The organism is Streptomyces luteoverticillatus (assembly GCF_003970715.1).
In the GTDB taxonomy this organism is placed as follows: domain Bacteria; phylum Actinomycetota; class Actinomycetes; order Streptomycetales; family Streptomycetaceae; genus Streptomyces; species Streptomyces abikoensis.
This window is the reverse complement of record NZ_CP034587.1, coordinates 3,547,027-3,570,536: the sequence shown is the minus strand read 5'-3', so window position 1 is coordinate 3,570,536 and position 23,510 is coordinate 3,547,027. Positions and strand designations below refer to the sequence as shown.

Annotated in this window: 20 protein-coding genes; 15 read left to right on the top strand and 5 right to left on the bottom strand. The window is 72.7% G+C overall.

The features are described from left to right. The first annotated feature begins 20 nt into the window (after positions 1 to 20). The 6 genes from EKH77_RS15715 (at position 21) to EKH77_RS15690 (ending at position 6,140) form a co-directional block, all read left to right on the top strand. Positions 21 to 878 carry an NTP transferase domain-containing protein gene (locus EKH77_RS15715; RefSeq protein WP_126914990.1) on the top strand — a complete coding sequence of 286 codons (858 nt, stop codon included), beginning with the start codon at positions 21 to 23 and terminating at the stop codon, positions 876 to 878. Next, positions 875 to 2,782: a molybdopterin molybdotransferase MoeA gene (locus tag EKH77_RS15710; protein WP_206279857.1), complete on the top strand. Its 1,908-nt coding sequence runs from the start codon at positions 875 to 877 to the stop codon at positions 2,780 to 2,782. Before EKH77_RS15715 ends, EKH77_RS15710 begins: the two co-directional genes overlap by 4 nt. After that, positions 2,779 to 3,843: a potassium channel family protein gene (locus EKH77_RS15705; RefSeq protein ID WP_126914989.1), complete on the top strand. Its 1,065-nt coding sequence runs from the start codon at positions 2,779 to 2,781 to the stop codon at positions 3,841 to 3,843. Before EKH77_RS15710 ends, EKH77_RS15705 begins: the two co-directional genes overlap by 4 nt. A 78-nt stretch (positions 3,844 to 3,921) precedes the next feature. Beyond that, complete coding sequence (locus tag EKH77_RS15700; RefSeq protein ID WP_126914988.1) at positions 3,922 to 4,899, top strand: NAD(P)H-quinone oxidoreductase; 978 nt, start codon at positions 3,922 to 3,924, stop codon at positions 4,897 to 4,899. Between the two features lie 106 nt (positions 4,900 to 5,005). After that, on the top strand, positions 5,006 to 5,482 hold the full coding sequence (locus tag EKH77_RS15695) for a hypothetical protein (protein WP_126914987.1): 477 nt from the start codon (positions 5,006 to 5,008) through the stop codon (positions 5,480 to 5,482). Positions 5,483 to 5,579: 97 nt separating this feature from the next. Further along, positions 5,580 to 6,140 carry a bacterial proteasome activator family protein gene (locus tag EKH77_RS15690; RefSeq protein ID WP_126914986.1) on the top strand — a complete coding sequence of 187 codons (561 nt, stop codon included), beginning with the start codon at positions 5,580 to 5,582 and terminating at the stop codon, positions 6,138 to 6,140. Positions 6,141 to 6,240: 100 nt separating this feature from the next. On the opposite strand, the gene EKH77_RS15685 is transcribed toward EKH77_RS15690, so the two are convergent. Then, positions 6,241 to 8,019: a protein kinase domain-containing protein gene (locus EKH77_RS15685; RefSeq protein ID WP_126914985.1), complete on the bottom strand. Its 1,779-nt coding sequence runs from the start codon at positions 8,017 to 8,019 to the stop codon at positions 6,241 to 6,243. A gap of 360 nt (positions 8,020 to 8,379) precedes the next feature. Here EKH77_RS15685 and EKH77_RS15680 point away from each other — a divergent pair, with 360 nt between their 5' ends. Beyond that, a complete protein-coding gene (locus EKH77_RS15680) occupies positions 8,380 to 10,020 on the top strand; it encodes a protein kinase domain-containing protein (RefSeq protein ID WP_126914984.1) in 1,641 nt (546 codons plus the stop codon). Between the two features lie 109 nt (positions 10,021 to 10,129). Here EKH77_RS15680 and EKH77_RS15675 read toward each other — a convergent pair whose 3' ends face one another. The 3 genes from EKH77_RS15675 to EKH77_RS15665 form a co-directional block, all read right to left on the bottom strand. Continuing rightward, the gene (locus EKH77_RS15675; RefSeq protein WP_126914983.1) at positions 10,130 to 11,200 is read right to left on the bottom strand and encodes a phosphotransferase; all 1,071 of its coding nucleotides are present in this window, start codon (positions 11,198 to 11,200) and stop codon (positions 10,130 to 10,132) included. 15 nt (positions 11,201 to 11,215) lie between these two features. Next, the gene (locus EKH77_RS15670; protein ID WP_126914982.1) at positions 11,216 to 11,665 is read right to left on the bottom strand and encodes a pyridoxamine 5'-phosphate oxidase family protein; all 450 of its coding nucleotides are present in this window, start codon (positions 11,663 to 11,665) and stop codon (positions 11,216 to 11,218) included. A gap of 101 nt (positions 11,666 to 11,766) precedes the next feature. Further along, complete coding sequence (locus EKH77_RS15665; RefSeq protein ID WP_126914981.1) at positions 11,767 to 12,426, bottom strand: response regulator; 660 nt, start codon at positions 12,424 to 12,426, stop codon at positions 11,767 to 11,769. A gap of 364 nt (positions 12,427 to 12,790) precedes the next feature. On the opposite strand from EKH77_RS15665, the gene pdhA reads away from it, so the two are divergent. The 6 genes from pdhA (at position 12,791) to EKH77_RS15635 (ending at position 19,618) form a co-directional block, all read left to right on the top strand. Next, on the top strand, positions 12,791 to 13,936 hold the full coding sequence (gene pdhA, locus EKH77_RS15660; RefSeq protein ID WP_126914980.1) for a pyruvate dehydrogenase (acetyl-transferring) E1 component subunit alpha: 1,146 nt from the start codon (positions 12,791 to 12,793) through the stop codon (positions 13,934 to 13,936). A 2-nt stretch (positions 13,937 to 13,938) separates the two neighbouring features. Beyond that, positions 13,939 to 14,919, top strand: a complete 981-nt coding sequence (locus tag EKH77_RS15655; protein ID WP_126914979.1) for an alpha-ketoacid dehydrogenase subunit beta — start codon at positions 13,939 to 13,941, stop codon at positions 14,917 to 14,919. Between the two features lie 21 nt (positions 14,920 to 14,940). Next, on the top strand, positions 14,941 to 16,398 hold the full coding sequence (locus EKH77_RS15650) for a dihydrolipoamide acetyltransferase family protein (protein ID WP_126918087.1): 1,458 nt from the start codon (positions 14,941 to 14,943) through the stop codon (positions 16,396 to 16,398). A gap of 291 nt (positions 16,399 to 16,689) precedes the next feature. After that, on the top strand, positions 16,690 to 17,520 hold the full coding sequence (locus tag EKH77_RS15645) for a helix-turn-helix transcriptional regulator (RefSeq protein ID WP_126914978.1): 831 nt from the start codon (positions 16,690 to 16,692) through the stop codon (positions 17,518 to 17,520). Between the two features lie 98 nt (positions 17,521 to 17,618). Further along, the gene (locus tag EKH77_RS15640) at positions 17,619 to 18,281 is read left to right on the top strand and encodes a GntR family transcriptional regulator (RefSeq protein WP_126914977.1); all 663 of its coding nucleotides are present in this window, start codon (positions 17,619 to 17,621) and stop codon (positions 18,279 to 18,281) included. 59 nt (positions 18,282 to 18,340) lie between these two features. Beyond that, the gene (locus EKH77_RS15635) at positions 18,341 to 19,618 is read left to right on the top strand and encodes an MFS transporter (protein WP_126918086.1); all 1,278 of its coding nucleotides are present in this window, start codon (positions 18,341 to 18,343) and stop codon (positions 19,616 to 19,618) included. A gap of 14 nt (positions 19,619 to 19,632) precedes the next feature. Here the strand turns inward: EKH77_RS15635 and EKH77_RS15630 are convergent, their stop codons facing one another. Continuing rightward, the gene (locus EKH77_RS15630; RefSeq protein WP_126914976.1) at positions 19,633 to 20,463 is read right to left on the bottom strand and encodes a maleylpyruvate isomerase family mycothiol-dependent enzyme; all 831 of its coding nucleotides are present in this window, start codon (positions 20,461 to 20,463) and stop codon (positions 19,633 to 19,635) included. A gap of 191 nt (positions 20,464 to 20,654) precedes the next feature. On the opposite strand from EKH77_RS15630, the gene EKH77_RS15625 reads away from it, so the two are divergent. Beyond that, positions 20,655 to 21,434, top strand: coding sequence for a carbon-nitrogen family hydrolase (locus EKH77_RS15625; protein WP_126914975.1), 780 nt, complete (start codon positions 20,655 to 20,657; stop codon positions 21,432 to 21,434). 188 nt (positions 21,435 to 21,622) lie between these two features. After that, a complete protein-coding gene (locus tag EKH77_RS15620; RefSeq protein ID WP_206279856.1) occupies positions 21,623 to 23,437 on the top strand; it encodes an NHL domain-containing thioredoxin family protein in 1,815 nt (604 codons plus the stop codon). Positions 23,438 to 23,510 lie beyond the last annotated feature (73 nt).

The following is a 23,510-nucleotide window of genomic DNA, read 5'->3' as shown; positions in this document are numbered from 1 at the left end:
GGTGTCGCCATACTCGACGGGTGACGGTTTTCGACGCGGTAGTACTGGCCGGCGGCGCCGCCCGGCGGCTCGGAGGAGCGGACAAGCCCGCCGTGCGGGTCGGCGGCCGGGCGCTGCTCGACCGGGTGCTGGGCGCCTGCGGCGACGCCGGGCGGACGGTTGTGGTCGGCCCCCGGCGGCCCACGGTCCGTCCCGTGACCTGGGCCCTCGAGGACCCGCCCGGCGGCGGGCCGCTCGCGGGCCTGCACGCCGGGCTGCGCGAGGTCCGCGCGGAGCGGGTGCTCCTGCTCTCCGCCGACCTCCCGTTCCTGGCGGCCGGAGCGGTGCGGGGGCTGGTCACGGCCCTCGACGGCGGCGCCGACGGCGGCGCGGGGACGGAAGGCGCCGTCCTCGTGGACGGGGACGGGCGGGAGCAGCCGCTGGTCGCCGCCTACCGGGCGGAGGCGCTGCGCCGGGAGCTCGGGCTGCTCGTCGCCGAGCACGGCACGCTCGTCGGCCTGCCGCTGCGGATGCTCACGGGCGAGCTGTCGCTCGCCCGGCTGCCCCACCCCACCGCCTCCTTCGACTGCGACACCTGGGAGGACATCAGCGAGGCCCGCGCGCGCATCAGGGACGATAGGCATGTGCTGGATGAATGGATCTCCGCGGTCAAGGCCGAACTGGGCATCGAACTCGACGTCGACACGGCCGGTCTCCTCGACCTCGCGCGTGACGCCGCCCACGGCGTGGCCCGCCCCGCCGCGCCCCTGACGACCTTCCTCGTCGGATACGCCGCCGCGCTGCGGGGCGGCGGCCCGGAGGCCGTGGCCGAGGCGGCCCGGGCGGCCGGTGCGCTGGCCGAGCGGTGGGCGGCGGAAGCGGACGGGAAGCCGTCATGAGTGGGCACGCGGGTGGCCGCGACCGGGACGGCGAGGACGCGCTCGAGCGCGCCACGGCGGAGGCGCTGGCGTTGCTCGCGGGGCAGTCCCGGGCGCCCCGGGGCGGACGTGCGGTGGAGGTGCCCGCCGAGGCCGGGGCGGCAGAGGCCGCCGAGGCGGCGGCCCAGGGGCGGGACGAGCGGTTCCGCTTCGACTTCGAGGCGGAGCCGTTCGCGGAGCCGTTCGTACCACCCGCAGCGGAGCAGGGGGTGGATGCGGGGCGGCTTGACGCGCCGTTCGCCGGGGTGCGGTTCTACGACACGTTGTTCGCCCCTGACCCTCCCCTTCCCGAAACCGGGGCTGCTCCCCGTACCCCCTTCGCCGGCGGCTCCGCGCCGACCGTGCGGATCCCCGTGCCCGGCACGGAGCCGGATCCCCGGCCCGTGCTCGCGCACGGGTCCGAGCGCCGTTCCGACGGCGAGGCTTCGCCCGCCGGTCAGCCCGACGCCGTTCCGGCCGACCGTGGTCGCGCGGCGGCCAAGCGGAAGAAGCGCCCTGCTTCCGCCGGGCGCCGTCGTAGTGCCATCGCTTCCACCGACGCCGAGTCGGCCGATCCGCCCGGTTCCGCTGCCGCGCCGGCGGACCCCGCACCGGCCGCCCCCGCCCCCGTCGACCCCACCCCCGAGGAACCCACCCCCCGCGCCCCGAAAAGCCACCCCGCGCATCCGCCCGCCACCCCCTGGGACGTCGCGCGGAACGTTGCCGGATGGGCTGCGGCGGGGCGGAAGGAAGCCACGGCACGAGTGGTGCCGCTCGGTGAGGCCACGGGGCAGACGCTTGCCCGAGCGCTCGTCGCGCTCACCGATCTGCCCTCGTTCGACACCTCCGCGATGGACGGCTGGGCCGTCGCCGGGCCCGGGCCCTGGCGGTTGCTCACCGACCGGGGCCACCGCGGCATCCTCGCCGGGCAGGGCGGCGACGTGCGGCTGAGCGACGGCGAGGCCGTCCGGATCGCGACCGGCGCCCCGGTTCCTCCCGGTGCCACCGCCGTGCTGCGGTTCGAGCACGGCGTCGTGCGGTCGCACGGGGAGCTGTACGCCGACCGGCATCTGACGCAGGGCCAGGATGTGCGGCCCCGGGGCCAGGAGTGCCGGGAGGGGGACGAGTTGCTGCCGGCCGGGGTCGTCGTGACGCCCGCCGTGGTCGGGCTGGCGGCGGCCAGTGGGTACGACGAGCTGCCGGTCCTGCCACGGCCCCGGGTCGAGGTGCTCGTCCTCGGGGACGAGCTGCTCCGCGAGGGGCTGCCGCACGACGGGCGGATCCGGGACGCGCTCGGGCCCATGCTGGGCCCCTGGCTGAGCGCGCTCGGCGCCGAGGTCGTGGCGACGCGCCGCCTCGGCGACACCGCCACGGCGCTGCGCACGGCGCTGGAGGCCTCCGACGCCGATCTCGTGCTGACCACCGGCGGCACGGCCGCGGGGCCCGTCGACCACGTACGCCCCATCCTGCGCCAGCTGGGCGCCGAGCCCCTGGTCGACGGGGTCGCGGTGCGCCCGGGGCATCCGATGCTGCTCGCGCGCCTCGCGTCCGGCCGGCATCTGGTCGGGCTGCCCGGCAATCCCCTCGCCGCCGTCGCCGGACTGCTGACGCTGGCCGAGCCGCTGCTCCGCGCGCTCGCCGGCCGTCCCGCGCGGCGGCCGTGCCGGGCGCCGCTCACCGAGGACGTGCCCGGCCACGCCACCAGCACCCGGCTCGTGCCCGTGGTCCGCACGCCCGACGGGTACGCCCGGCCGGTGCGCTTCCACGGCCCCGCCATGCTGCGCGGCCTGGCCGCCGCCGACGCGCTGGCCGTCGTACCGCCGGGCGGGCCGGGCCCGGAGGGCGAGGCCGAGCTCCTCGCCCTGCCCTGGGAGGGCGACCGGTGAAGCTCCCCGAGCACGAGCCGCAGGACGAGCGGCACACGACCGACTCCCGCGTCCGCCTGCCCCGCTACACCATCGCCCCGATACGGCAGGTGGGCCGGCGACTGCTGCTCGCACTGCTGGTCATGGTCGGCACCGTCGCCATCGTCTACGGCGACCGCGGCGGCTACCACGACAACGCCGACGACGGCGTCGGCTTCCTCGACGCCGTCTACTACGCCACCGTCACCCTGTCCACCACCGGATACGGCGACATCGTCCCGTACAGCGACAGCGCCCGGCTGTCGAACATCCTGCTCGTGACGCCGCTCCGTGTCCTGTTCCTGATCATCCTGGTCGGCACCACCCTCGAGGTCCTCACCGAGCGCACCCGTGAGCAGTGGCGGCTGGCCCGCTGGAGGTCCGCCTTGCGCGAGCACACCGTCGTCGTCGGCTTCGGCACCAAGGGCCGGTCGGCCGTGCAGACCCTCTGCTCGGGCGGGCAGGCCCGGGAGAAGGAACGGATCGTCGTCGTCGACCCCAACCCCAAGGTCGTCGAATCGGCCACCGCACTCGGCTACGCGGGCGTCATCGGCGACGCCACCCGCAGCGACGTCCTGCTGCGCGCCGAGATCCAGAAGGCCCGTCAGGTCATCGTCGCCACCCAGCGCGACGACACGGCCGTCCTGGTGACCCTCACCGCCCGCCAGCTCAACCGTGGCGCCAAGATCGTGACGGCCGTGCGCGAGGAGGAGAACGCGCCGCTGCTGCGGCAGTCCGGCGCGGACGCGGTCATCACCAGCGCGAGCGCCGCCGGGCGGCTGCTGGGCATGTCCGTGATCAGCCCCAACGCCGGGACGGTCATGGAGGACCTCATCCAGCAGGGCAGCGGCCTCGACCTCGTCGAACGCCCCGTGGTCAAGGCCGAGGTGGGGCGGAGCGCGCGCGACACCGACGACCTGGTCGTCTCCGTGCTGCGCGGCCACCGGCTGCTCGGCTACGACGACCCCGAGGCCGGCACCCTCAAGGCCACGGACCGGCTGATCACGATCGTCCGGGCCCGCCCGGCCGCGCCGGAGGAGTGACCGGTTCCGCCGCGCGCGACGGGACGAACCGTCCCGCGTACCCGGGGAGTCGGCGTCCCCCGGAGTAGCCTCGCGGTCATGCATGCGATCACCATTCCCGTACCCGGCGGACCCGAGGCCCTGGTCTGGGCCGAGGTCCCCGACCCCGCGCCCGGCGAGGGGGAGGTCCTGGTCGAGGTCGTGGCCGCCGGTGTCAACCGCGCCGATCTGCTCCAGCGGCAGGGCTTCTACGACCCGCCCCCCGGAGCCTCCCCCTACCCCGGGCTGGAGGTCTCCGGCCGGATCGCCGCGCTCGGCCCCGGCGTGAACGGCTGGACCGTCGGCGACGAGGTGTGCGCGTTGCTGGCCGGCGGTGGTTACGCGGAGAAGGTCTGCGTCCCGATGGGGCAGTTGCTGCCCGTGCCCACCGGCATGGACCTGGTCTCGGCGGCGGCGCTGCCCGAGGTCACGGCCACCGTCTGGTCGAACGTCTTCATGATCGCCCACCTGGGGCCTGGTGAGACCTTCCTGGTCCACGGCGGCGGCAGCGGCATCGGCACCATGGCCGTGCAGCTGGCCAAGGCGGTCGGCGCGCGCGTCGCGGTCACGGCGGGCGGGGCGGAGAAGCTGGAGCGCTGCCGGGAGCTGGGCGCGGACATCCTCATCGACTACCGCGAACAGGACTTCGTCGAGGAGCTCCGCAAACTCACCGGCGGCATCGGCGTGGACGTCGTCCTCGACATCATCGGCGCCAAGTACCTGGAGCGGAACCTCGACGTCCTGGCCGTCAACGGCCGGCTCGCCATCATCGGCCTCCAGGGCGGCCGCAAGGGCGAACTGGACCTGGGCAAGCTGCTGGCCAAGCGCGCGGCGATCACGGCGACCTCGCTGCGCGGCCGCCCGCTCGCCGAGAAGGCCACGATCGTGGCGGCGGTGCGCGAACACGTGTGGCCGCTGATCGCGGGCGGCCGGGTGGGGGCGGTGATCGACCGCACGATGCCGATGACGGACGCGGCGGCCGCCCACCGCGTCGTGGAGGACAGCGCGCATGTCGGGAAGGTCCTGCTCACCCTCTGACCTCCTGACCGTTCACCCTCGTACGCCGCCCAGCGCGCCCCGTGCCCGGTGGCGTGTGAGGGTGGAGGGGTCCGTAGGGGGGTCTCCCGTACGGAGGTCGGCGACCATGAGCACCGGACCGCGAAGGGCGTTCCTTTTCGGCCTGACGATATCGACGGCGCTGGCACTCCCCTCGCCGGCGTGGGCCGACGACCGGGAGCCGACGGCCCCGGCGCCCTCGGTCCCGGCCGTGGCCACGACGACCGTTTTCCCGTCCGTGCCGCCGTCCCCCGTGGCCGGTCTGCTGGCAGGCACCGTCGCGGGCGAGGGGCGGGGACACCCCGGCCGTACGGAGATATCGCCGTCCGCCCCTGCCGGAGCCTCGCCCTCCGCGTCGGGCGGGACACCGGCCGCGGGCGAGGGGCACCGGGCGCTCCCGCACTCGAACGCGCCGGGCGGCGCCGCTCCCGCGCCGGGGCGGCGGGAGGCCGTCGAGACGGACCGGGAGGCGGAGCGGGTGATGCGGGTGCTCCCGCTGGGCACCGGCATGACACTGACGGGGCTGGGGTTGGGCTTCATCGCCCTCCGTTTGCGGCGCAGATAGTTCGAAACACCGTGCGCTTCCGTGCGCCCCCTACGGTGGATCAGGCGTGTACGAGGGCATCAAGAGGGGGAAATCACCTGTGCGAGAGAATGGCGGCATGGATATGCCGAGGAATGAACGGTCGCAGGAGAGCCCGCACGTCCTGGTCGTCGGACCGGACGGCATGGCTCTCGGCAGCGCCAGCCCCGGCGGCGGGGAGGGCGACGACGAGCCGCGCGAGGTCCCGGTGACGGAGATGGTGGAACAGCCCGCCAAGGTCATGCGCATCGGAAGCATGATCAAGCAGCTGCTGGAGGAGGTCCGGGCCGCTCCTCTCGACGAGGCGAGCCGGGTCCGCCTCAGGGAGATCCACCACAGCTCGGTCAGGGAGCTGGAGGACGGCCTCGCGCCCGAGCTGGTGGAGGAGCTGGAGCGGCTGTCGCTGCCCTTCACCGACGAGACGATCCCCACCGAGGCGGAGCTGCGGATCGCGCAGGCCCAGCTCGTCGGCTGGCTGGAGGGGCTCTTCCACGGCATCCAGACCACGCTGTTCGCCCAGCAGATGGCCGCGCGCGCCCAGTTGGAGCAGATGCGGCGCGCCCTGCCGGCCGGTGTCACCATCGACGACGACCACGAGGGCCCGCAGCACGGCGGCGCCCGCTCGGGCCCGTACCTGTAGCTGCGGACCTGCTGACTGCGGACCTGTAACTCCGGACCCCGGACACACACGAAGGCCGGCCGGCACATCCTCTGTGCCGGCCGGCCTTCGCGTTACGGCGTCAGGAGCCGGACTCGCCCGTCGAGACCGTCAGGACGAACTGGTCGGTCTTCGGGTCGAACGGGTCGCCCGACTGCGGCTGCTGGGTCATCACGGTGCCCTTGCCCCAGGTGTTCTCGTTCACCTTGTCGACGCGGTACTTCCAGCCCGCCGCCTGCATGCACTCCTTGACGGAGTCGATGTAGATGTACTTGAAGTCCGGGGAGCTCTTCTTCGACTTGTCCTGGAAGCTGTCGTACGCCTTGGTGCACTTGTCCGGCTCGATGGTCTTGGACTTGTCGCCTTCCTTGACCTTGGCCTGGGCGCCGCCCGTGGTGCCGTTCGCGTTCCCGGTGGCGTTCCCGTTCCCGTTGCCCTTGCCCGTGCCGCCCGTGTTGCCGCCGGCCGAGCCGCCCGAGGTGCCCGCGCCGCCGGCCGAACCGCCGGTGGTGCTGCCGTTGCCGCCGCCGGGGTCGGCGGGGGCGGGGGCGGCCGAGCCGCCGCCGGTGCCGCCCGCGTTGGTGTTGTCCTTCTCGTGGCCGTTGAGCGCGATGGCCACGATCACGCCGATGACCGCGAGCACCGCGACGACGCCCGAGCCGATGAGCACCGACTTGTTGCTCTTGCCGCCGGAGCCCGAGCCGCCGCCGGCGCCGACGGGCGCCGAGGGAGCCGCGTAGGCGGGCGGCTCCGCGTACGCGGGCGTCGCGTAGGCCTGGGGGCCCGGAGGGGGCGTGGAAGGCCCGTAGCCGCCGTTGTACGGGCTCGCGGGGGCCGGGTGGGGCTGGTACGGGGTCTGGACGCTCTGCGGCCCCGGAGCGGGCGTCTGGCCGTCCACGGGCGGGAAGACCGCCGAGCCGACGCCGGAGCCGCTACGGGCCGGAGGGCCGCCCGCGATGATGATCGGCGCGGGCGCCGCCTGGGCGGTGCCCGCGACCCGGGCGCACTCGTCGCGCATGGCCTCGGCGCTCGGGAAGCGCTCGTTCGGGTTCTTCTTCAGGGCGCGCATGACCAGCGCGTCCACGGCCGGCGGGATCGAGCGGTTGATCGTGGAGGGCGCGACCGGCTCCTCCTGGACGTGCGCGTAGGCGATCGCCAGCGGGGAGTCCGCGTCGAACGGCAGCCGGCCGGTCAGCAGCTCGAAGAGCATGATGCCGACCGAGTAGAGGTCGGAACGGGCGTCGACGCCGCGCCCCAGGGCCTGCTCGGGCGAGAGGTACTGCGGGGTGCCGACGACCATGCCGGTCTGGGTCATGGAGGTGACGCCCGACTGCATGGCGCGGGCGATGCCGAAGTCCATGACCTTGACCACGCCGCGCTTGGTCATCATCACGTTGCCGGGCTTGATGTCCCGGTGGACGAGGCCCATCTCGTGGCTGACCTCGAGCGCGGCCAGCACATCCGCTGTGATCTTGAGCGCTTTCGCGACGGGCATCGCGCCGTACTGGGCGACGTCCGCGTCGAGCACGGAGCGCAGCGGCTGCCCCTCGACGTACTCCATGACGATGTAGGGCATCGTCGAGCCGTCGAGGTCGTCCTCGCCCGTGTCGAACACCGAGACGATGTTGGTGTGCGTGAGCTTGGCCACGGACTGGGCCTCGCGGCGGAAACGCTCCCTGAAGGAGGACTCCCGGCCCAGCTCGGTGTGCAGGGTCTTGACCGCGACCTGTCTGTCGAGCACCGTGTCATAGGCCAGGTGCACCGACGCCATGCCGCCCTCGCCGAGCAGGTCGCGCAGCTGGTAGCGGCCCCGGCCGACAGATCGTCCCGCGTAGCGGCCCTGAGCGCCGTCCTGGCTCATGGTGTTGCTTCCCCCTCGGCCTCGGCGCGCTGCCTGGCAGTACTGGCGTCGCTGGAGTGGTTTCGTGACGCGCCCGGGGCGCGTGGATCCAGCTGTTCTCCGACGTATCCCGGCCAAGTCTGCCCGAGGCGCGGGGCACGTCAAGCCGCGTGCCCGTTCCGTGACCGGATGCGCGACAAGGTGTCACGGGATTTGCCTTGCTCGTACCGGTACGGGTTTGATAGCCGGTCCATCCCGGACCGGGACACGTCGCAAAGCCTGTAGCGTGCCCTAGCGGAAGACAGCTTTCTCGAGTGACCCCGCGCAATCGACTTCCGGTGCGAAGCGGCGGCGGCGGACCAGAGACGACGGCGAGGACTGATGGCACAGACGCAGAGCGCCCAGGGTCCCTCCGACCCTGACGCCAACGGGGGCGGCATGCCCGATGTGCCTGAAATGTGGGGTAACGGCGGGCTGGTCGGCGACGGCCGCTACCGGCTGACCCACCGGCTGGGCCGGGGCGGCATGGCGGAGGTCTTCGCCGCCGAGGACGTACGGCTGGGCCGTACCGTCGCGGTGAAGCTGCTCCGCGCGGATCTCGCCGAGGACCCGGTCTCCAAGGCGCGTTTCACCCGCGAGGCACAGTCCGTGGCCGGCCTGAACCACCACGCCGTGGTGGCCGTCTACGACTCCGGCGAGGACACCGTCGGCCGCAACGTCGTGCCGTACATCGTCATGGAGTTGGTTGAAGGCCGCACCATTCGCGACCTCCTGCTCAACGCCGAGGCACCGCCGCCGGAGCAGGCGCTGATCATCGTCTCCGGGGTGCTGGAGGCGCTGGCCTACAGCCACCAGCACGGCATCGTGCACCGCGACATCAAGCCCGCCAACGTGATCATCACGAACACGGGCGCGGTCAAGGTCATGGACTTCGGCATCGCCCGCGCCCTGCACGGCGCGGCGTCCACCATGACCCAGACCGGCATGGTCATGGGCACGCCCCAGTACCTCTCGCCGGAGCAGGCCCTCGGCAAGACCGTCGACGCCCGCTCGGACCTCTACGCCACCGGCTGTCTGCTCTACGAACTGCTGGCCCTGCGCCCGCCGTTCACCGGTGAGACCCCGCTGTCGGTGGTCTACCAGCACGTCCAGGACACCCCCGTGCCGCCGTCGCAGGTGCAGCCGTCGGTGCCGCCGGAGCTGGACGGGCTCGTCATGCGCTCCCTCGCCAAGGACCCGGACGACCGGTTCCAGAGCGCGGAGGAGATGCGCGGGCTGGCCCAGTACGCGCTGCAGATGCTGCACGACGCGGGCAGCCACACGGGCCAGTGGAACACCGGCCCGGTCGACGAGGCCACCGCCGCCACCCAGCTCATGGGCGGCATGGGCATCGGCGGCGGCGCGGGCGCCACGACGGCCATGCCGCGCTCGCAGCACGGCAACACCTCGCAGCAGCCTGTGATCCCGCGCCGCCAGGGCGCCGACGACGGCGGTTTCGACGGCTACAACGGCGGCTACAACGGCGGCCGTGGTGGCTCGGGCGGCGGCCGGGGCAAGACCTGGCTGCTCGCCGTGCTCGCGGTGGTCGCGGTCGTGGCGGGCATCGCGTTCGTGGTCAAGGGCATGGGCACGAGCAACACCGGCAACCAGAAGACGACCACCGACAAGGTCTCCACCACCCCCAGCGCGCCCACGCCCAGCGGCAGCGAGAAGCCCAGCAAGAAGCCGTCCAAGGGCCACACGTCCGACACGAACACCGGCACGGGCAGCGACAGCGGCGACTGGAACGACAACACCTGGGACCGCTCGCGCGAGCCCGCGGACGACTCGACCAAGCACCCCACCAAGACGCCGTCCGGCAACCCGACGTCCAACCCGTCGGGCGGCACGGACCCGTCGACCAACCCGTCCAAGACCCCGGACGACGGGAAGCCGCCGACCCACACTGCGGACCCGCCGGACAAGGGCACCCCGGGCACCACGACCCAGGGCGGTGCCAACCAGGGCCCCGTCGGCGGCTGAGCCGACGCGAACGAGGCCGGACCCCATCGCGGGGTCCGGCCTCGCGCCGTTCGTGCGCTCGGTTCGTGCAAACGCCCGGTTCGTGAAAACGCTCGATCCGGGAAGCGCCTCAGTCCGTGAAGGCGGCGCGCACCGACTCGTACGCGCTCGTCCACCACACGGCCAGCGCCGCCGAGGACGGGAAGCCGGGGTCGGCGCGGTGGTCGCGCAACTGGTAGCGCCAGCGCAGCATCCAGAAGTCGTTCAGCCGCTCCCACCACACCCGGTGGACGGCGGCGCCGAGCTCCGCCGCGTCCGCGCCGGTGACCCGGCGGTAGGCGCGTGCGTAGGGGCGTATCTTCGCCAGGTCCAGCGTGCCGTCCGGGCGCAGGAAGAAGATCACCGCCGCCCGTACGGCCTCCTCGGCGCGCGGCTGGACGCCCAGCCGGTCCCAGTCGACGATCGCGGCGGGCTCGGCGCCCCGGTAGAGCAGGTTGAGCGGGTGGAAGTCGCCGTGCACCCAGCCGCGGGCGGGAGTGGCGGCGGCGGGCGGGCGCCGGTGGGCGTGGAGCTCCAGCAGCGCGCGGCGCTCGACGAGGCGGTGCTCGGCCAGTTCGTCGAAGGAGTCGCGGGGGCGGCTGCCCTCGCCCCGGCGGATCAGGCCCAGGAGCTCCTCGATCAGCGCGAAGGTGTCCTCGGGGTCGGCCGCCGCGTCCGGGGCCGCCCCGGCGCCCTGGAAGGCCCTCTCAGGGCCTTCCATGACCTGCTCCAAGGTTTTGTGCACCCGGCCCAGCAGCGCGCCCAGACGGCGCGACTGGGCGGCCGTGAGCTCGCCCCCGTCCCGGTGCCGGCCCTCGATCCACGGGTGCAGCGCGTAACAGCGGCCGCCGACGACCACGACGGTCTCGCCGGCGGCGGCCGCCACGGGCGGGGCGACGGGCAGGCCGAGCGCGCCCAGCCGGCGGGTGGCCTCGTGCTGGCGGGCGATGGCGTCCCGGTCGCCGTCCAGGTGGTGCTTGAGGAAGAAGCGGCCGCGCGTGGTGGTGAGCCGGTAGCCGCGGTTGAGCAGGCCCTCGGTCAGCGTGTCGCAGGCGACGGGCTCGCCGGCCCTGTCGTAGCGGCGCAGCAGGGCGCGCAGGGTGCCGGTGTCGGGTCCGGTGTCGGCTGGGGCATCGGCATAGGTGACAAGTGAGCGCGGCACGCCCCAAATGTTAGTTCACGCTGAGTGCGCGGGCCGTCGCGCGGGTACGCCCTCGAGGTGGTGCAGCGTGATGAACTGAGGTTCTATGCACAGGTATTCGGGAACGAAGGGCGCGTCGTCGGCGGAGTGGGGGGCGCGGCCGAACAGCAGGAGCTCCTCCGGGCCGGGTACGAAGATCCGTGCGGTGCCGACGAACTGGACGGTCCAGACGGATTCGTCGCCCTCCTCGCGGTCGGCGAGGTTGTCGGCGCCGTACGCCACGACACTGCCGTCGCAGGCCTGGGCGTAGCCGAAGCCGCCGTGCAGCCGCATGAGGACCTTGCCGTCGACGACGACGTGGCGGGCGACGGTGACGAAGGGCAGGGCGCGCATGCTCACCGAGACCCTGCCGTAGGGCGTGCGGGAGAGCAGTTCGAGCGCGCGGTACTCGTCCGCTCGGTATCCGTCGTGGGGCGCGGTTGGCATGGGCACCACTCTGCCCTGCCGTCACTCGCGTCTCGTAGGGGCCACCCGCCCCGGATGTCCGGGACCTAGGTCCCTTCGATCGCGGCCGGCCGGGCCGTTCGTCAGCGCTTCTCCGCCTGGAGCCGGGCCACATAGGCGGCGGCCTGGGAGCGGCGCTCCATGCCCAGCTTGGAGAGCAGGCTGGAGACGTAGTTCTTGATGGTCTTCTCGGCCAGGTGCAGCCGTTCACCGATGGCGCGGTTGGTCAGGCCCTCGCCGATCAGGTCGAGGATGCGGCGCTCCTGGTCGGTGAGGGAGGCGAGCCGGTCGTCGCCCCGGGAGCTCCTGCCGTCGCGCAGCCGCTCCAGGACGCGCGCGGTGGCCACGGGATCGAGCAGGGATTTGCCGGCCGCCACGTCGCGCACGGCCGAGAGGAGCTCATTGCCGCGGATCGCCTTGAGGACATAGCCCGCCGCGCCCGCCATGATGGCGTCGAAGAGTGCCTCGTCGTCCGCGTACGAGGTGAGCATCAGGCATTTGATGTTTTCGTCCTGCGAACGGATCTCACGGCATACTTCTACTCCGCTGCCATCCGGAAGGCGAACGTCCAGTACGGCGACGTCCGGTCTGGTGGCGGGAATGCGCGTCAGCGCGTCCGCGGCGGTTCCGGCCTCGCCCACGACCTCGATGTCCGGCTCCCCGGCGAGCATCTCGTGGACGCCGCGACGTACGACTTCATGGTCGTCAAGCAGAAATACCGTGATTTTTCCTTGTTCGCGCACGGTGCCAGTCTCGCACGTCAAGTCTTCCCCCGCCCTTGTCCGGCGGGATAACGTGCCCCCGTTCCGACGGCGGTTCGCAAGGCGCTGACCAGTGGATTGGCACTTCCATTGGCCCGGCTTTCTCGATTTACTTGGATTTCCAAGCAAAATCGCAGGTCAGGCGGGGTTTCGCAGGAATGCCTCGCACTGGGTAACGTGCTTATTGCAGGCCATTCGCCGGGGCAACCTGTCACGCCCGGTTCCGGCCTCGGCACACCCACCCCGTGTGCCGTCGGGGATCGAGCGAGCCTCTTCCCGCCTCACGGCGGGGAGACCCCCTCTGGCCGCCGGCGACCCCGGGGGCCGGACAGACGGAGGAGCACACGTGACCGTGGACAGCACTGCCGCGCGCAAGTCGCGACGCAGCGGCGGCAAGCGCGCCGTGGCCAAGAAGGCCACCGGCGAGCCCGAGCTCGTACAGCTGCTGACGCCGGAAGGCGAGCGGGTCGAGCACCCGGACTACTCCATCGACCTGTCGCCCGAGGAACTGCGGGGCCTGTACCGCGACATGGTGCTGACCCGTCGCTTCGACGGCGAGGCGACGACCCTGCAGCGGCAGGGCGAACTGGGCCTGTGGGCCTCGCTGCTGGGCCAGGAGGCCGCGCAGATCGGCTCCGGCCGGGCCACCCGCGACGACGACTACGTCTTCCCGACCTACCGCGAGCACGGCGTCGCCTGGTGCCGCGGGGTCGACCCCACGAACCTGCTGGGCATGTTCCGCGGCGTGAACCACGGCGGCTGGGACCCCAACGAGAACAACTTCCACCTCTACACGATCGTCATCGGCTCCCAGGCGCTCCACGCCACCGGCTACGCGATGGGCGTCGCCAAGGACGGCGCGGACTCCGCCGTGATCGCCTACTTCGGCGACGGCGCCTCCAGCCAGGGCGACGTGGCCGAGGCCTTCACCTTCGCCGCCGTCTACAACGCGCCGGTGGTCTTCTTCTGCCAGAACAACCAGTGGGCCATCTCCGAGCCCACCGAGAAGCAGACCCGCGTCCCGCTCTTCCAGCGTGCGCAGGGCTACGGCTTCCCCGGCGTCCGGGTCGACGGCAACGACGTGCTGGCCGTCCTGGCCGTCACCAAGGCCGCCCTGGACCGCGCCCGCACCGGCGAGGGCCCGATGCTGATCGAGGCGTTCACCTACCGCATGGGCGCCCACACCACCTCCGACGACCCCACCCGCTACCGCCGCGACGAGGAGCGGGAGCTGTGGGAGGCGAAGGACCCGATCCTGCGCCTGCGCGCCCACCTGGAGCGCGAGGGCCTGGCCGACGAGGAGTTCTTCGCCGGCCTGGAGACCGAGAGCGACGCGCTCGCCAAGCGGGTCCGCGACACCGTGCGCGCCATGCCCGACCCCGACCACATGGCGATGTTCGAGCACACCTACGCCGACGGCCACGCGCTGGTCGACGAGGAGCGCGCCCAGTTCGCCGCGTACCAGGCTTCGTTCGCAGAGGAGACCAACTAGCCATGAGCGTCGAGAAGCTCACGATCGCCAAGGCGATCAACGCCTCCCTGCGGACCGCCCTGGAGACCGACCCCAAGGTCCTGATCATGGGTGAGGACGTCGGCAAGCTCGGCGGCGTCTTCCGGGTCACCGACGGCCTCCAGAAGGACTTCGGCGAGGACCGCGTCATCGACACGCCGCTGGCGGAGTCCGGCATCGTCGGCACCGCGATCGGCATGGCGCTGCGCGGCTACCGGCCGGTGGTGGAGATCCAGTTCGACGGTTTCGTCTTCCCCGCGTACGACCAGATCGTCACGCAGCTGGCGAAGATGCACGCCCGCGCGCTCGGCAAGATCAAGCTGCCCGTCGTCATCCGCATCCCCTACGGCGGCGCGATCGGCGCGGTGGAGCACCACAGCGAGTCGCCGGAGTCGCTGTTCGCGCACGTGGCCGGTCTGAAGATCGTGTCGCCGTCGAACTCCGCCGACGCCTACTGGATGATGCAGCAGGCCATCCAGAGCGACGACCCGGTCATCTACTTCGAGCCCAAGCGGCGCTACCACGACCGTGCCGAGGTCGACACGGCCGCGATCCCCGGTCCGCTGCACGCCGCGCGCACGGTGCGCGAGGGCACGGACCTGACGCTGGTGGCCTACGGCCCGATGGTCAAGACGTGTCTGGAGGCCGCCGCGGCGGCCGCTGAGGAGGGCAAGTCGCTGGAGGTCGTGGACCTCCGGTCGATCTCGCCCATCGACTTCGACGCGATCCAGCGTTCGGTGGAGAAGACCCGCCGGCTGGTCGTCGTCCACGAGGCGCCCGTCTTCTTCGGCTCGGGCGCCGAGATCGCCGCCCGGATCACCGAGCGCTGCTTCTACCACCTGGAGGCCCCCGTCCTGCGGGTCGGCGGCTACCACGCCCCCTACCCGCCGTCCCGGCTGGAGGACGAGTACCTGCCGGGCCTGGACCGTGTGCTCGACTCCGTCGACCGCGCGCTGGCGTACTAGGGACGAGGAAGAGTCGTGACGATGACCGCTAACACCCAGCGCTTCCGTGAGTTCAAGATGCCGGACGTCGGCGAGGGACTGACCGAGGCCGAGATCCTCAAGTGGTACGTGAACGTCGGCGACACGGTCGCCGACGGGCAGGTGGTCTGCGAGGTCGAGACCGCCAAGGCGGCCGTGGAGCTGCCGATCCCGTTCGACGGCGTGGTGCACGAGCTGCGCTTCGGCGAGGGCACGACGGTGGACGTCGGCCAGGTGATCATCTCGGTGGACACCCAGCCCGGCGCGGGGCCCGCGGAGGAGGCCCCGGCGGCGGCCCCGGCCGCCACCGAGGAGCCCGAGCCGGAGCAGCAGGGCCGTCAGGCCGTGCTGGTCGGCTACGGCGCCGCCCCGTCCTCGACCAAGCGCCGGCCGCGCAAGGCGCCCGCCGCCGCGACGGGCACGACCGTCGCCGCCGCGATCCAGGCCGAGCTCAACGGACACGCGGCCGCCCCCGCCGCGCCCGTCGCCCCGGCCGCGCCGGAGCCCGCTCCGGCGGCTGCTCCGGTGGCCGCCGCGCCCGCGTCGCCCGTTGGTGCTCGTCCGCTGGCCAAACCTCCGGTGCGCAAGCTCGCCAAGGACCTCGGCGTCGACCTGACCGCGGTCGTGCCGACCGGTCCCGGCGGGGTCGTCACCCGGGAGGACGTCCACGCCGCGCTGACCGCCGGGAGCCAGGCCGTCGCCGAGCCGGCCGCGGAGGCCGTGGCCCCCGCCGCCGTCGCCGCGCCCGTCGCGAGCGGCGCGCGGGAGACCCGGATCCCCGTCAAGGGCGTCCGCAAGGTCACCGCCCAGGCGATGGTCGCCAGCGCCTTCACCGCGCCGCACGTCACGGAGTTCGTCACCGTCGACGTCACCCGCACGATGAAGCTCGTCCAGAAGCTCAAGGCCGACCCCGACATGGCCGGTCTGCGCGTCAACCCGCTGCTGCTCGTCGCCAAGGCCCTGCTCGTGGCGGTCAAGCGCAACCCGGGCGTCAACGCGGCCTGGGACGAGGAGAACCAGGAGATCGTCCTCAAGCACTACGTCAACCTGGGCATCGCGGCGGCGACGCCGCGCGGGCTGATCGTGCCGAACATCAAGGACGCGCAGGAAAAGGCGCTCCCGGAGCTCTCGCGTTCGCTGTCCGACCTCGTGGCCACCGCGCGCGAGGGGAAGACGTCCCCGGCGGACATGTCCGGCGGCACCATCACCATCACCAACGTCGGCGTCTTCGGCGTCGACACCGGTACGCCCATTCTCAACCCGGGCGAGTCCGCGATCCTGGCCTTCGGCGCGGTCAAGCTCCAGCCGTGGGTCCACAAGGGCAAGGTCAAGCCGCGTCATGTCACCACGCTGGCGCTCTCCTTCGACCACCGCCTGATCGACGGCGAGCTCGGCTCCCGCTTCCTCGCGGACATCGCCGCCGTCCTGGAGGACCCCAAGCGCCTGATCACCTGGGCGTGACCGGACCGTCTCCGGAAGCTCAGGGGCTTCCGGAGATGCGTTCATAGACCATTTAAAACCGGCTCGGCGGTCCGGAAAACGGGCGGACGAGCCGACAGGTCACGTACAGGACAGAGGGCCCGGACGCTCTCTCCTCACCCCCCTCCAGTGAGGAGAGAGCATGGCGTCCGGGCCCTCTGTCCGTGTGCGGAGCGGCCTCGGGGCATCACCCTGGCAGAGGGTGGAATGGCCCGTGCTGGGCAATTTACTTAAGATTGACCGACACTTGCACTGTCGGATTGGGAGGCCGCTTTGAAGGCCGCGGTGGACCGCGCGGACGACGGTGAATCCATCAGCCGTCTGCTCCGGGCCTGGCGGGGCCGCGTCGACGCGCGGACGGTCCGCGAGCTGCGCGGGATATTTCCCAGACCGGGGCGTCGGCTTTCGCAGGCGCATGTCGCGCGGATGACCGGCGTCAGCGAGGGCTGGTACCGCGCGCTGGAGGCCGGCCGTCGGCAGGACTTCTCCGAAAGGTTTCTGCTGAGGGTCGCCGAAGCCCTCCGGCTCAGCGAGGCGGAGACGCTCACCCTCTTCCTGGCCGTCTCCGGCCGCCGCCCGCCCGAGGCCGGGCGCGACCGCACGGATCTCCCCCGAGGCGTCCAGACCCTCCTCCACCAGCAGGTCACCTACCCCGCCTACCTCTCCGACGGCGCCTGGAACGTCGTCGCCGCCAACGCCCTCATGGGCGAGTGGTTCCCCTGGGTCCTGCGCCCCCGCCCCAATCTGATGCGCTGGGCGCTCCTCGAGCCCGAGGCCCGCGAGCAGATGCTCGACTGGGAGGACGCCTGCGCCCGCGTCTACCTCGCCATGCTCCGCGTCGCCGCCAACAGCAACCCCGGCAACGCCGAACTGCGCGCCCTCGTCCAGGAGATCCTCGACTCCGACGCCGACTGCCGCCGTATCTGGGCCGAGGAGCACGACGTGGTCGAGCACCGCGACGGCCATGACTTCCGGCTGCGCCTGCCGTACCACGGGCACGCCGAGGTCCGCGTGACCAGCCATGTGCTGCTGCCCATACAGCGCACGGATCTGCGCTTCGTCTTCATCACTCCGGCGGACGGTTGGGCGGGCGTCCCGAGGTGACGTTTCGCCGGTGCGCCGGGGCCGGCTCCTAGACGGACGATCGTCCGTATCGCGGACAGGGTCTCATCACGCATCTGTGTTGTATCTATGCTGTGCGCATGCCGAGCGCCCCCACCGTCCAGAGCAGACGTCCCGCCGCCGCCGACCGTGTCTACGCGCATGTGAAGGACGCCGTACTGCAACGGCGTTACGAAGGCGGCACGCTCCTCACCGAAGGCGATCTGGCGCAGGCCGTCGGGGTCTCCCGGACCCCGGTGCGCGAGGCGCTGCTGCGGCTGGAGGGGGAGGGGCTGCTCAAGCTCTACCCGAAGAAGGGGGCGCTCGTGCTGGCCGTGTCCGCACAGGAGATCGCGGATGTGGTGGAGACCCGGCTGCTGGTCGAGAAGTACGCGGCGGGCAAGGCCGTACCGGCCCCGCCGGCGCTGATCGCCCGGCTGGAGGAACTGGTGGACGACATGCGGGAACAGGCCGCGGCGGGCGATCTGAACGCCGTCTCCCGCAGCGACCGCGCCTTCCACGCGGAGATCGTGCGCAGCGCCGGCAACCGCATCCTCTCGGACCTCTACGAGCAGCTGCGCGACCGGCAGCTGCGGATGGGCGTGGCCGTGATGCACGCCCACCCCGACCGGATCGCCAAGAACATCGCCGAGCACACCGAGATCCTCACCGCCCTGCGCACCGGAGACGCCGAGGCGGCGACGGACATCGTCCACCGGCACGTCAGCTGGGTGCGCAACCTCGCCCGAGGGGAGACCCGGTGAGCGCCGGCGGGGGCGCCGCACCGGGACTGCCCGGCGATCCACCCGGTGGCCGCCGGGCCATGGTCGTCTGGGGCGTCGGCGTCACCGTCTACTTCGTCGCGATCATCTTCCGCACCAGCCTGGGGGTCGCCGGCATCGACGCCGCCGACCGCTTCCACGTCGGCGCCTCGGCGCTGTCGACGTTCTCCATACTCCAACTGCTCGTCTACGCGGGCATGCAGATACCCGTCGGCCTGATGGTCGACCGGATGGGCACCAGGAGGGTGCTCGCGCTGGGCGCGGTGCTGTTCACCACCGGCCAGCTCGGTTTCGCGTTCGCCCATTCCTACGGCGCGGCGCTCGCCTGCAGGGCCCTGCTGGGCTGCGGCGACGCCATGACCTTCATCAGCGTGCTGCGGCTGGGCGCCCGCTGGTTCCCCGCCCGCAGGGGCCCGATGATCGCGCAGGTCGCGGCGCTCATCGGGATGGGCGGCAACCTCGTCTCGACCCTGGTCCTGTCCCGGCTGCTCCACGACATCGGCTGGACCCCGGCCTTCGCGGGCAGCGCGGCCGCCGGTCTCGTCGCCCTGGCCCTGCTCCTGCTCTTCCTGAAGGATCATCCCGAGGGGTACGAGCCCGCCCCCGGCCCCCGCCCCGGCAAGGGTGCGGTGCGGAGGCAGCTCGTGGGGGCGTGGCGGGAGCCCGGCACCCGGCTGGGCCTGTGGACGCACTTCACCACCCAGTTCCCCGCGATGGTCTTCCTGCTGCTGTGGGGCATGCCGTTCCTGGTGGAGGCCCAGGGGCTGGACAGGGACACGGCGGGCACCCTGCTGACGCTCGTGGTCCTGTCCAACATGGGCGTCGGCCTGGTCTATGGGCAGGTCGTCGCCCGCCACCACGAGGCCCGGCTGCCCCTCGCGCTCGGCACGCTGGCGGCGACGGCCCTGCTGTGGGCGGCGGTCCTCTCCTGGCCCGGGGCGCACGCGCCGCTGTGGCTGCTGGTCACCCTGTGCGTGGTGCTCGGCGCCTGCGGCCCGGCCTCCATGATCGGCTTCGATTTCGGCCGTCCCGCGAACCCGCCCGACCGCCAGGGCACCGCCTCCGGCATCGTCAACATGGGCGGCTTCCTCGCCACCATCACGACCCTGCTGGTCGTGGGCGTCCTGCTGGACGCCACCGGCGGCAGCTACCGGATCGCCTTCTGCGCCGTCTTCGTCCTCCAGGCGCTGGGGCTGTCGCGGATCCTGCTGCTGCGCGGCCCGGCGCTGCGGCGCGAGCGGGAACGGATCGTGGCGTCGCGCGTGACGACCGTGCACGTACCGGTGCGGGACAACGAGGGCGGTGGGCTGCGCGCCTGAGCGGCCTTACGGTCTCAGGGGGTGACCGCGAACTCCCGGAGGACCGACCACGCCAGTTCCTGATCGCCCTCGGTCTTGATCCGGTCGGCAACCGTCTCCGCCCGGACGCGCCCGCACGCGAGGCGCACATACGTCTCCCAGTCCAGGATCAGCGTCGCCGTAGGCCCCAGGGAGACGCTGCCGTCGATCGTTCCCCTGCCCTGCGGGCCGACCCGCACGGTGCGCAGGAACTCCAGCGGACCGTGCACGTCGAAGGCCACCGTCGTACCCGGCCGCGCCCCCGCGTCCTGGGCCACCACCTGGGGCAGCGCCGCCAGCAGCATGTCCCGGGCGATGACGGCGGCGGGCGAGTCGAGGTTGCCGGGGACGCCCAGGGCGCGCCGGAGATCCTGTTCGTGGGCCCAGACGTCGAAGGCCCGCATGGCCAGCGTCCGTTCGAGCGTTCGCTCGCTGCCACCGCCCAGCGGCCAGCGGACGGCCGCCTGGGGGGAGCGGTGCTCGTTGCGCAACTGCCGGGACCGCCGGATGATCGTGTAATCCAGCTCCGAGGTCATCTCCGGCGCCGTGTGGCAGCGCCGCACATCCACCTGGACCTCGATGTAGCGCGAGAACTCATCGGTGACGTGCCGGAGATCGCGCGGGAGGGTGTGGATCGGCCGTGGCTCGCCCAGCATTTCGCACTCCACGCCGATGATGTGCGAGACCACGTCCCGGACGGACCAGCCGGGACACTCGGTGGCCCGGTTCCAGTCACTCTCGGCCAGGGGGTTGACCAACTCGTGCACGGATTCGATGGATTGGGTCCAGGCGTCGATCGCGGGCTGAAGGCTGGGGTGGACTGTCACGGGCGGATCCCTCGGCGGTGCTGGGCGGCGGCTGCGGTGACGTGGCGGGTGACGGGCGACGGCGGGCCGCGGCGGGCTAGCGGCGGGCCGCTGGGCGAGCGAGGCTGTCGGGGTTCTCACTCGTTAAGTTACGCTGCGGACGGTCGCCACGGCAGAGGTTTCGTGTGACGCATGCGGAGAGTGGTGGTACTGTGCGCGCTTCCCTGGTCCAGTTCGATGTCGATCCGTTCGAACCGGTCGCCGCGCGCCGCGAGCGCGCCGCCGGTCTCGTCCGGTCGCTGGGCGACAGCGATCTCGTGGTGCTCCCGGAGCTCTGGCCCGTCGGCGCCTTCGCCTTCGAGTCCTTCACCACCGAGGCCGAGCCCCTCGACGGCCCCACGGCCGAGGTCATGGCGGCGGCCGCCCGGGACGCGGGCGTCTGGCTGCACGCGGGCTCGATCGTCGAACGGGCCGCCGACGGGGCCCTGTTCAACACCTCGCTCGTCTTCTCGCCCGACGGCGCGCTCGTCCGCACGTACCGGAAGATCCACCGCTTCGGCTTCGACAAGGGCGAGGCGGTCCTGATGAGCGCGGGTACCGACCCCGTCACCGTGCCCCACCCGAAGGCCACGCTGGGCCTGGCGACCTGCTACGACCTGCGCTTCCCCGAGCTGTTCCGGGCCCTGGTCGACGCGGGCTCGCGGCTCTTCGTCGTCCCGGCGGGCTGGCCGGAGCGCCGCCGGGAGCACTGGACCCTGCTCGCCCGCGCACGGGCCGTGGAGAACCAGTCCTATGTCCTCGCCTGCGGCACGGCGGGCACCCACGCGGGCGTCGAGCAGGCCGGCCACAGCATCGTCGTCGGCCCGTGGGGCGAGGTCCTGGCGGAGGCGGGCCCGGACGAGGAGGTGCTGACCGTCGACCTGGATCCGGCGCGGGTCGACATGGTCCGCGAGGAATTTCCGGCGCTGAAGGACCGCGTGCTCGGGCGATAGCCCGGGATTCCCCGGGATTCCCCGGGATTCCCGGGGATTCCCGAGGCTCACACGATTTCCGAGGTTCACACGATTCCCGCGGTTCAGACGATTCCCGGGGTCCCCCGGATGCGGCGTTTCATCGGATATTCATACTTCGCCGGGTCGCCTGTGGAAGACCGCCGGGTCCGATGTTGTTGGATGGACGCATGGCTGCTTCTCACGCTCGCGTCCGCGCCCCTGAACTGACCGGAAAAGGCGGCTGGCTGAACACCGGCGGCACCGCCCTGACCCTCGCCGATCTGCGGGGTCGCATCGTGATACTGGATTTCTGGACGTTCTGCTGTGTGAACTGCCTGCACGTCCTGGACGAGCTCCGCGAGCTCGAGGAGAAGCACCGCGACACCGTGGTGATCATCGGTGTCCACTCGCCGAAGTTCGTCCACGAGGCCGACCACCAGGCCGTCGTCGACGCCGTGGAGCGCTACGGGGTCCACCACCCCGTCCTCGACGACCCCGAGCTCGCCACCTGGAAGCAGTACGCGGTCCGGGCCTGGCCCACGCTCGTCGTCATCGACCCCGAGGGCTACGTCGTCGCCCAGCACGCCGGCGAGGGCCACGCCCACGCCCTCGCCACGCTGGTCGAGGAGCTGGAGGAGGCCCACGACGCCAAGGGCACCCTGCGGCGCGGCGACGGCCCCTACGTCGCCCCCGAGCCGGTCGCCGGCGACCTGCGCTTCCCCGGCAAGGCCCTGCTGCTGCCCGACGGCGGCTTCCTCGTCTCCGACTCCACCCGGCACCAGCTCGTCGAGTTCGCCGCCGACGGCGAGACCGTCGTCCGCCGCGTCGGCACCGGCGAGCGCGGCCTCGTCGACGGCCCGGCCGCCACCGCCGCCTTCAGCGAGCCCCAGGGCCTCGCCCTGCTGCCCGACGGCACGGTGATCGTCGCCGACACCGTCAACCACGCGCTGCGCGCCTACGACCCCGCCACCGGCGCCGTGACGACCGTCGCCGGCACCGGGAAGCAGTGGTGGCAGGGCTCGCCGACGGACGGCCCGGCCCGCGAGGTCGACCTCTCCTCCCCCTGGGACGTCGCCTGGTTCGACGGCCGCGTCTGGATCGCCATGGCGGGCGTCCACCAGCTGTGGACGTACGACCCGGAGGCCGGCACCGTCCGTGTCGCCGCCGGGACGACCAACGAGGGCCTGGTGGACGGCCCCGCCGCCGAGGCGTGGTTCGCCCAGCCCTCGGGGCTCGCGGCCTCCGCCGACGGCGAGCGGCTCTGGCTCGCCGACTCCGAGACGTCCGCGCTGCGCTGGGTCGACCGCGAGGGCACGGTGCGCACCGCCGTGGGTGCCGGCCTCTTCGACTTCGGCCACCGCGACGGCGACGCCGCCCAGGCCCTCCTCCAGCACCCCCTCGGCGTCACCGCCCTGCCCGACGGCTCGGTGGCCGTCTCCGACACCTACAACCACGCGCTGCGCCGCTACGACCCGGCGACGGGCGAGGTGTCGACGCTGGCGACGGATCTGCGGGAGCCCTCGGACGCCGTCCTCGTCGGTGAGGACATCGTCGTGGTCGAGTCAGCCCGGCACCGGCTGACGCGGCTGCGGCTGCCGGAGGAGGCGGTGCGGGTGGAGTCCGTCGCCCACCGCACCCGGCGCGAGGCCACGGAGATCGCCCCGGGCGCGCTCCGGCTGGACGTGGTCTTCCAGGCGCCCGCCGGGCAGAAGCTCGACACCCGCTACGGGCCGTCGACGCGGCTGCTGGTCAGCTCCACCCCGCCGGAGCTCCTCGCGGAGGGCGCCGGGAAGGGCACGGACCTCAGCCGTGAGCTGCGGCTCGCGGACGGGGTGATAGAAGGCGTCCTGCACGTCTCGGCCATGGCGGCGTCCTGCGACGACGACCCCGAGAACGAGTACCCGGCGTGCCACGTCCACCAGCAGGACTGGGGCGTCCCCGTGCGGGTGGCCCCCGGCGGCGCGGACCGGCTGCCGCTGGTGCTGGCGGGGCTGGACGGGTAGGGGGAGGAGCCCGGACGGAGCCCGGACGGAACCCGGAGGCCACCGGGAGCCCGGTATCCGTCCCCGCCGTCAT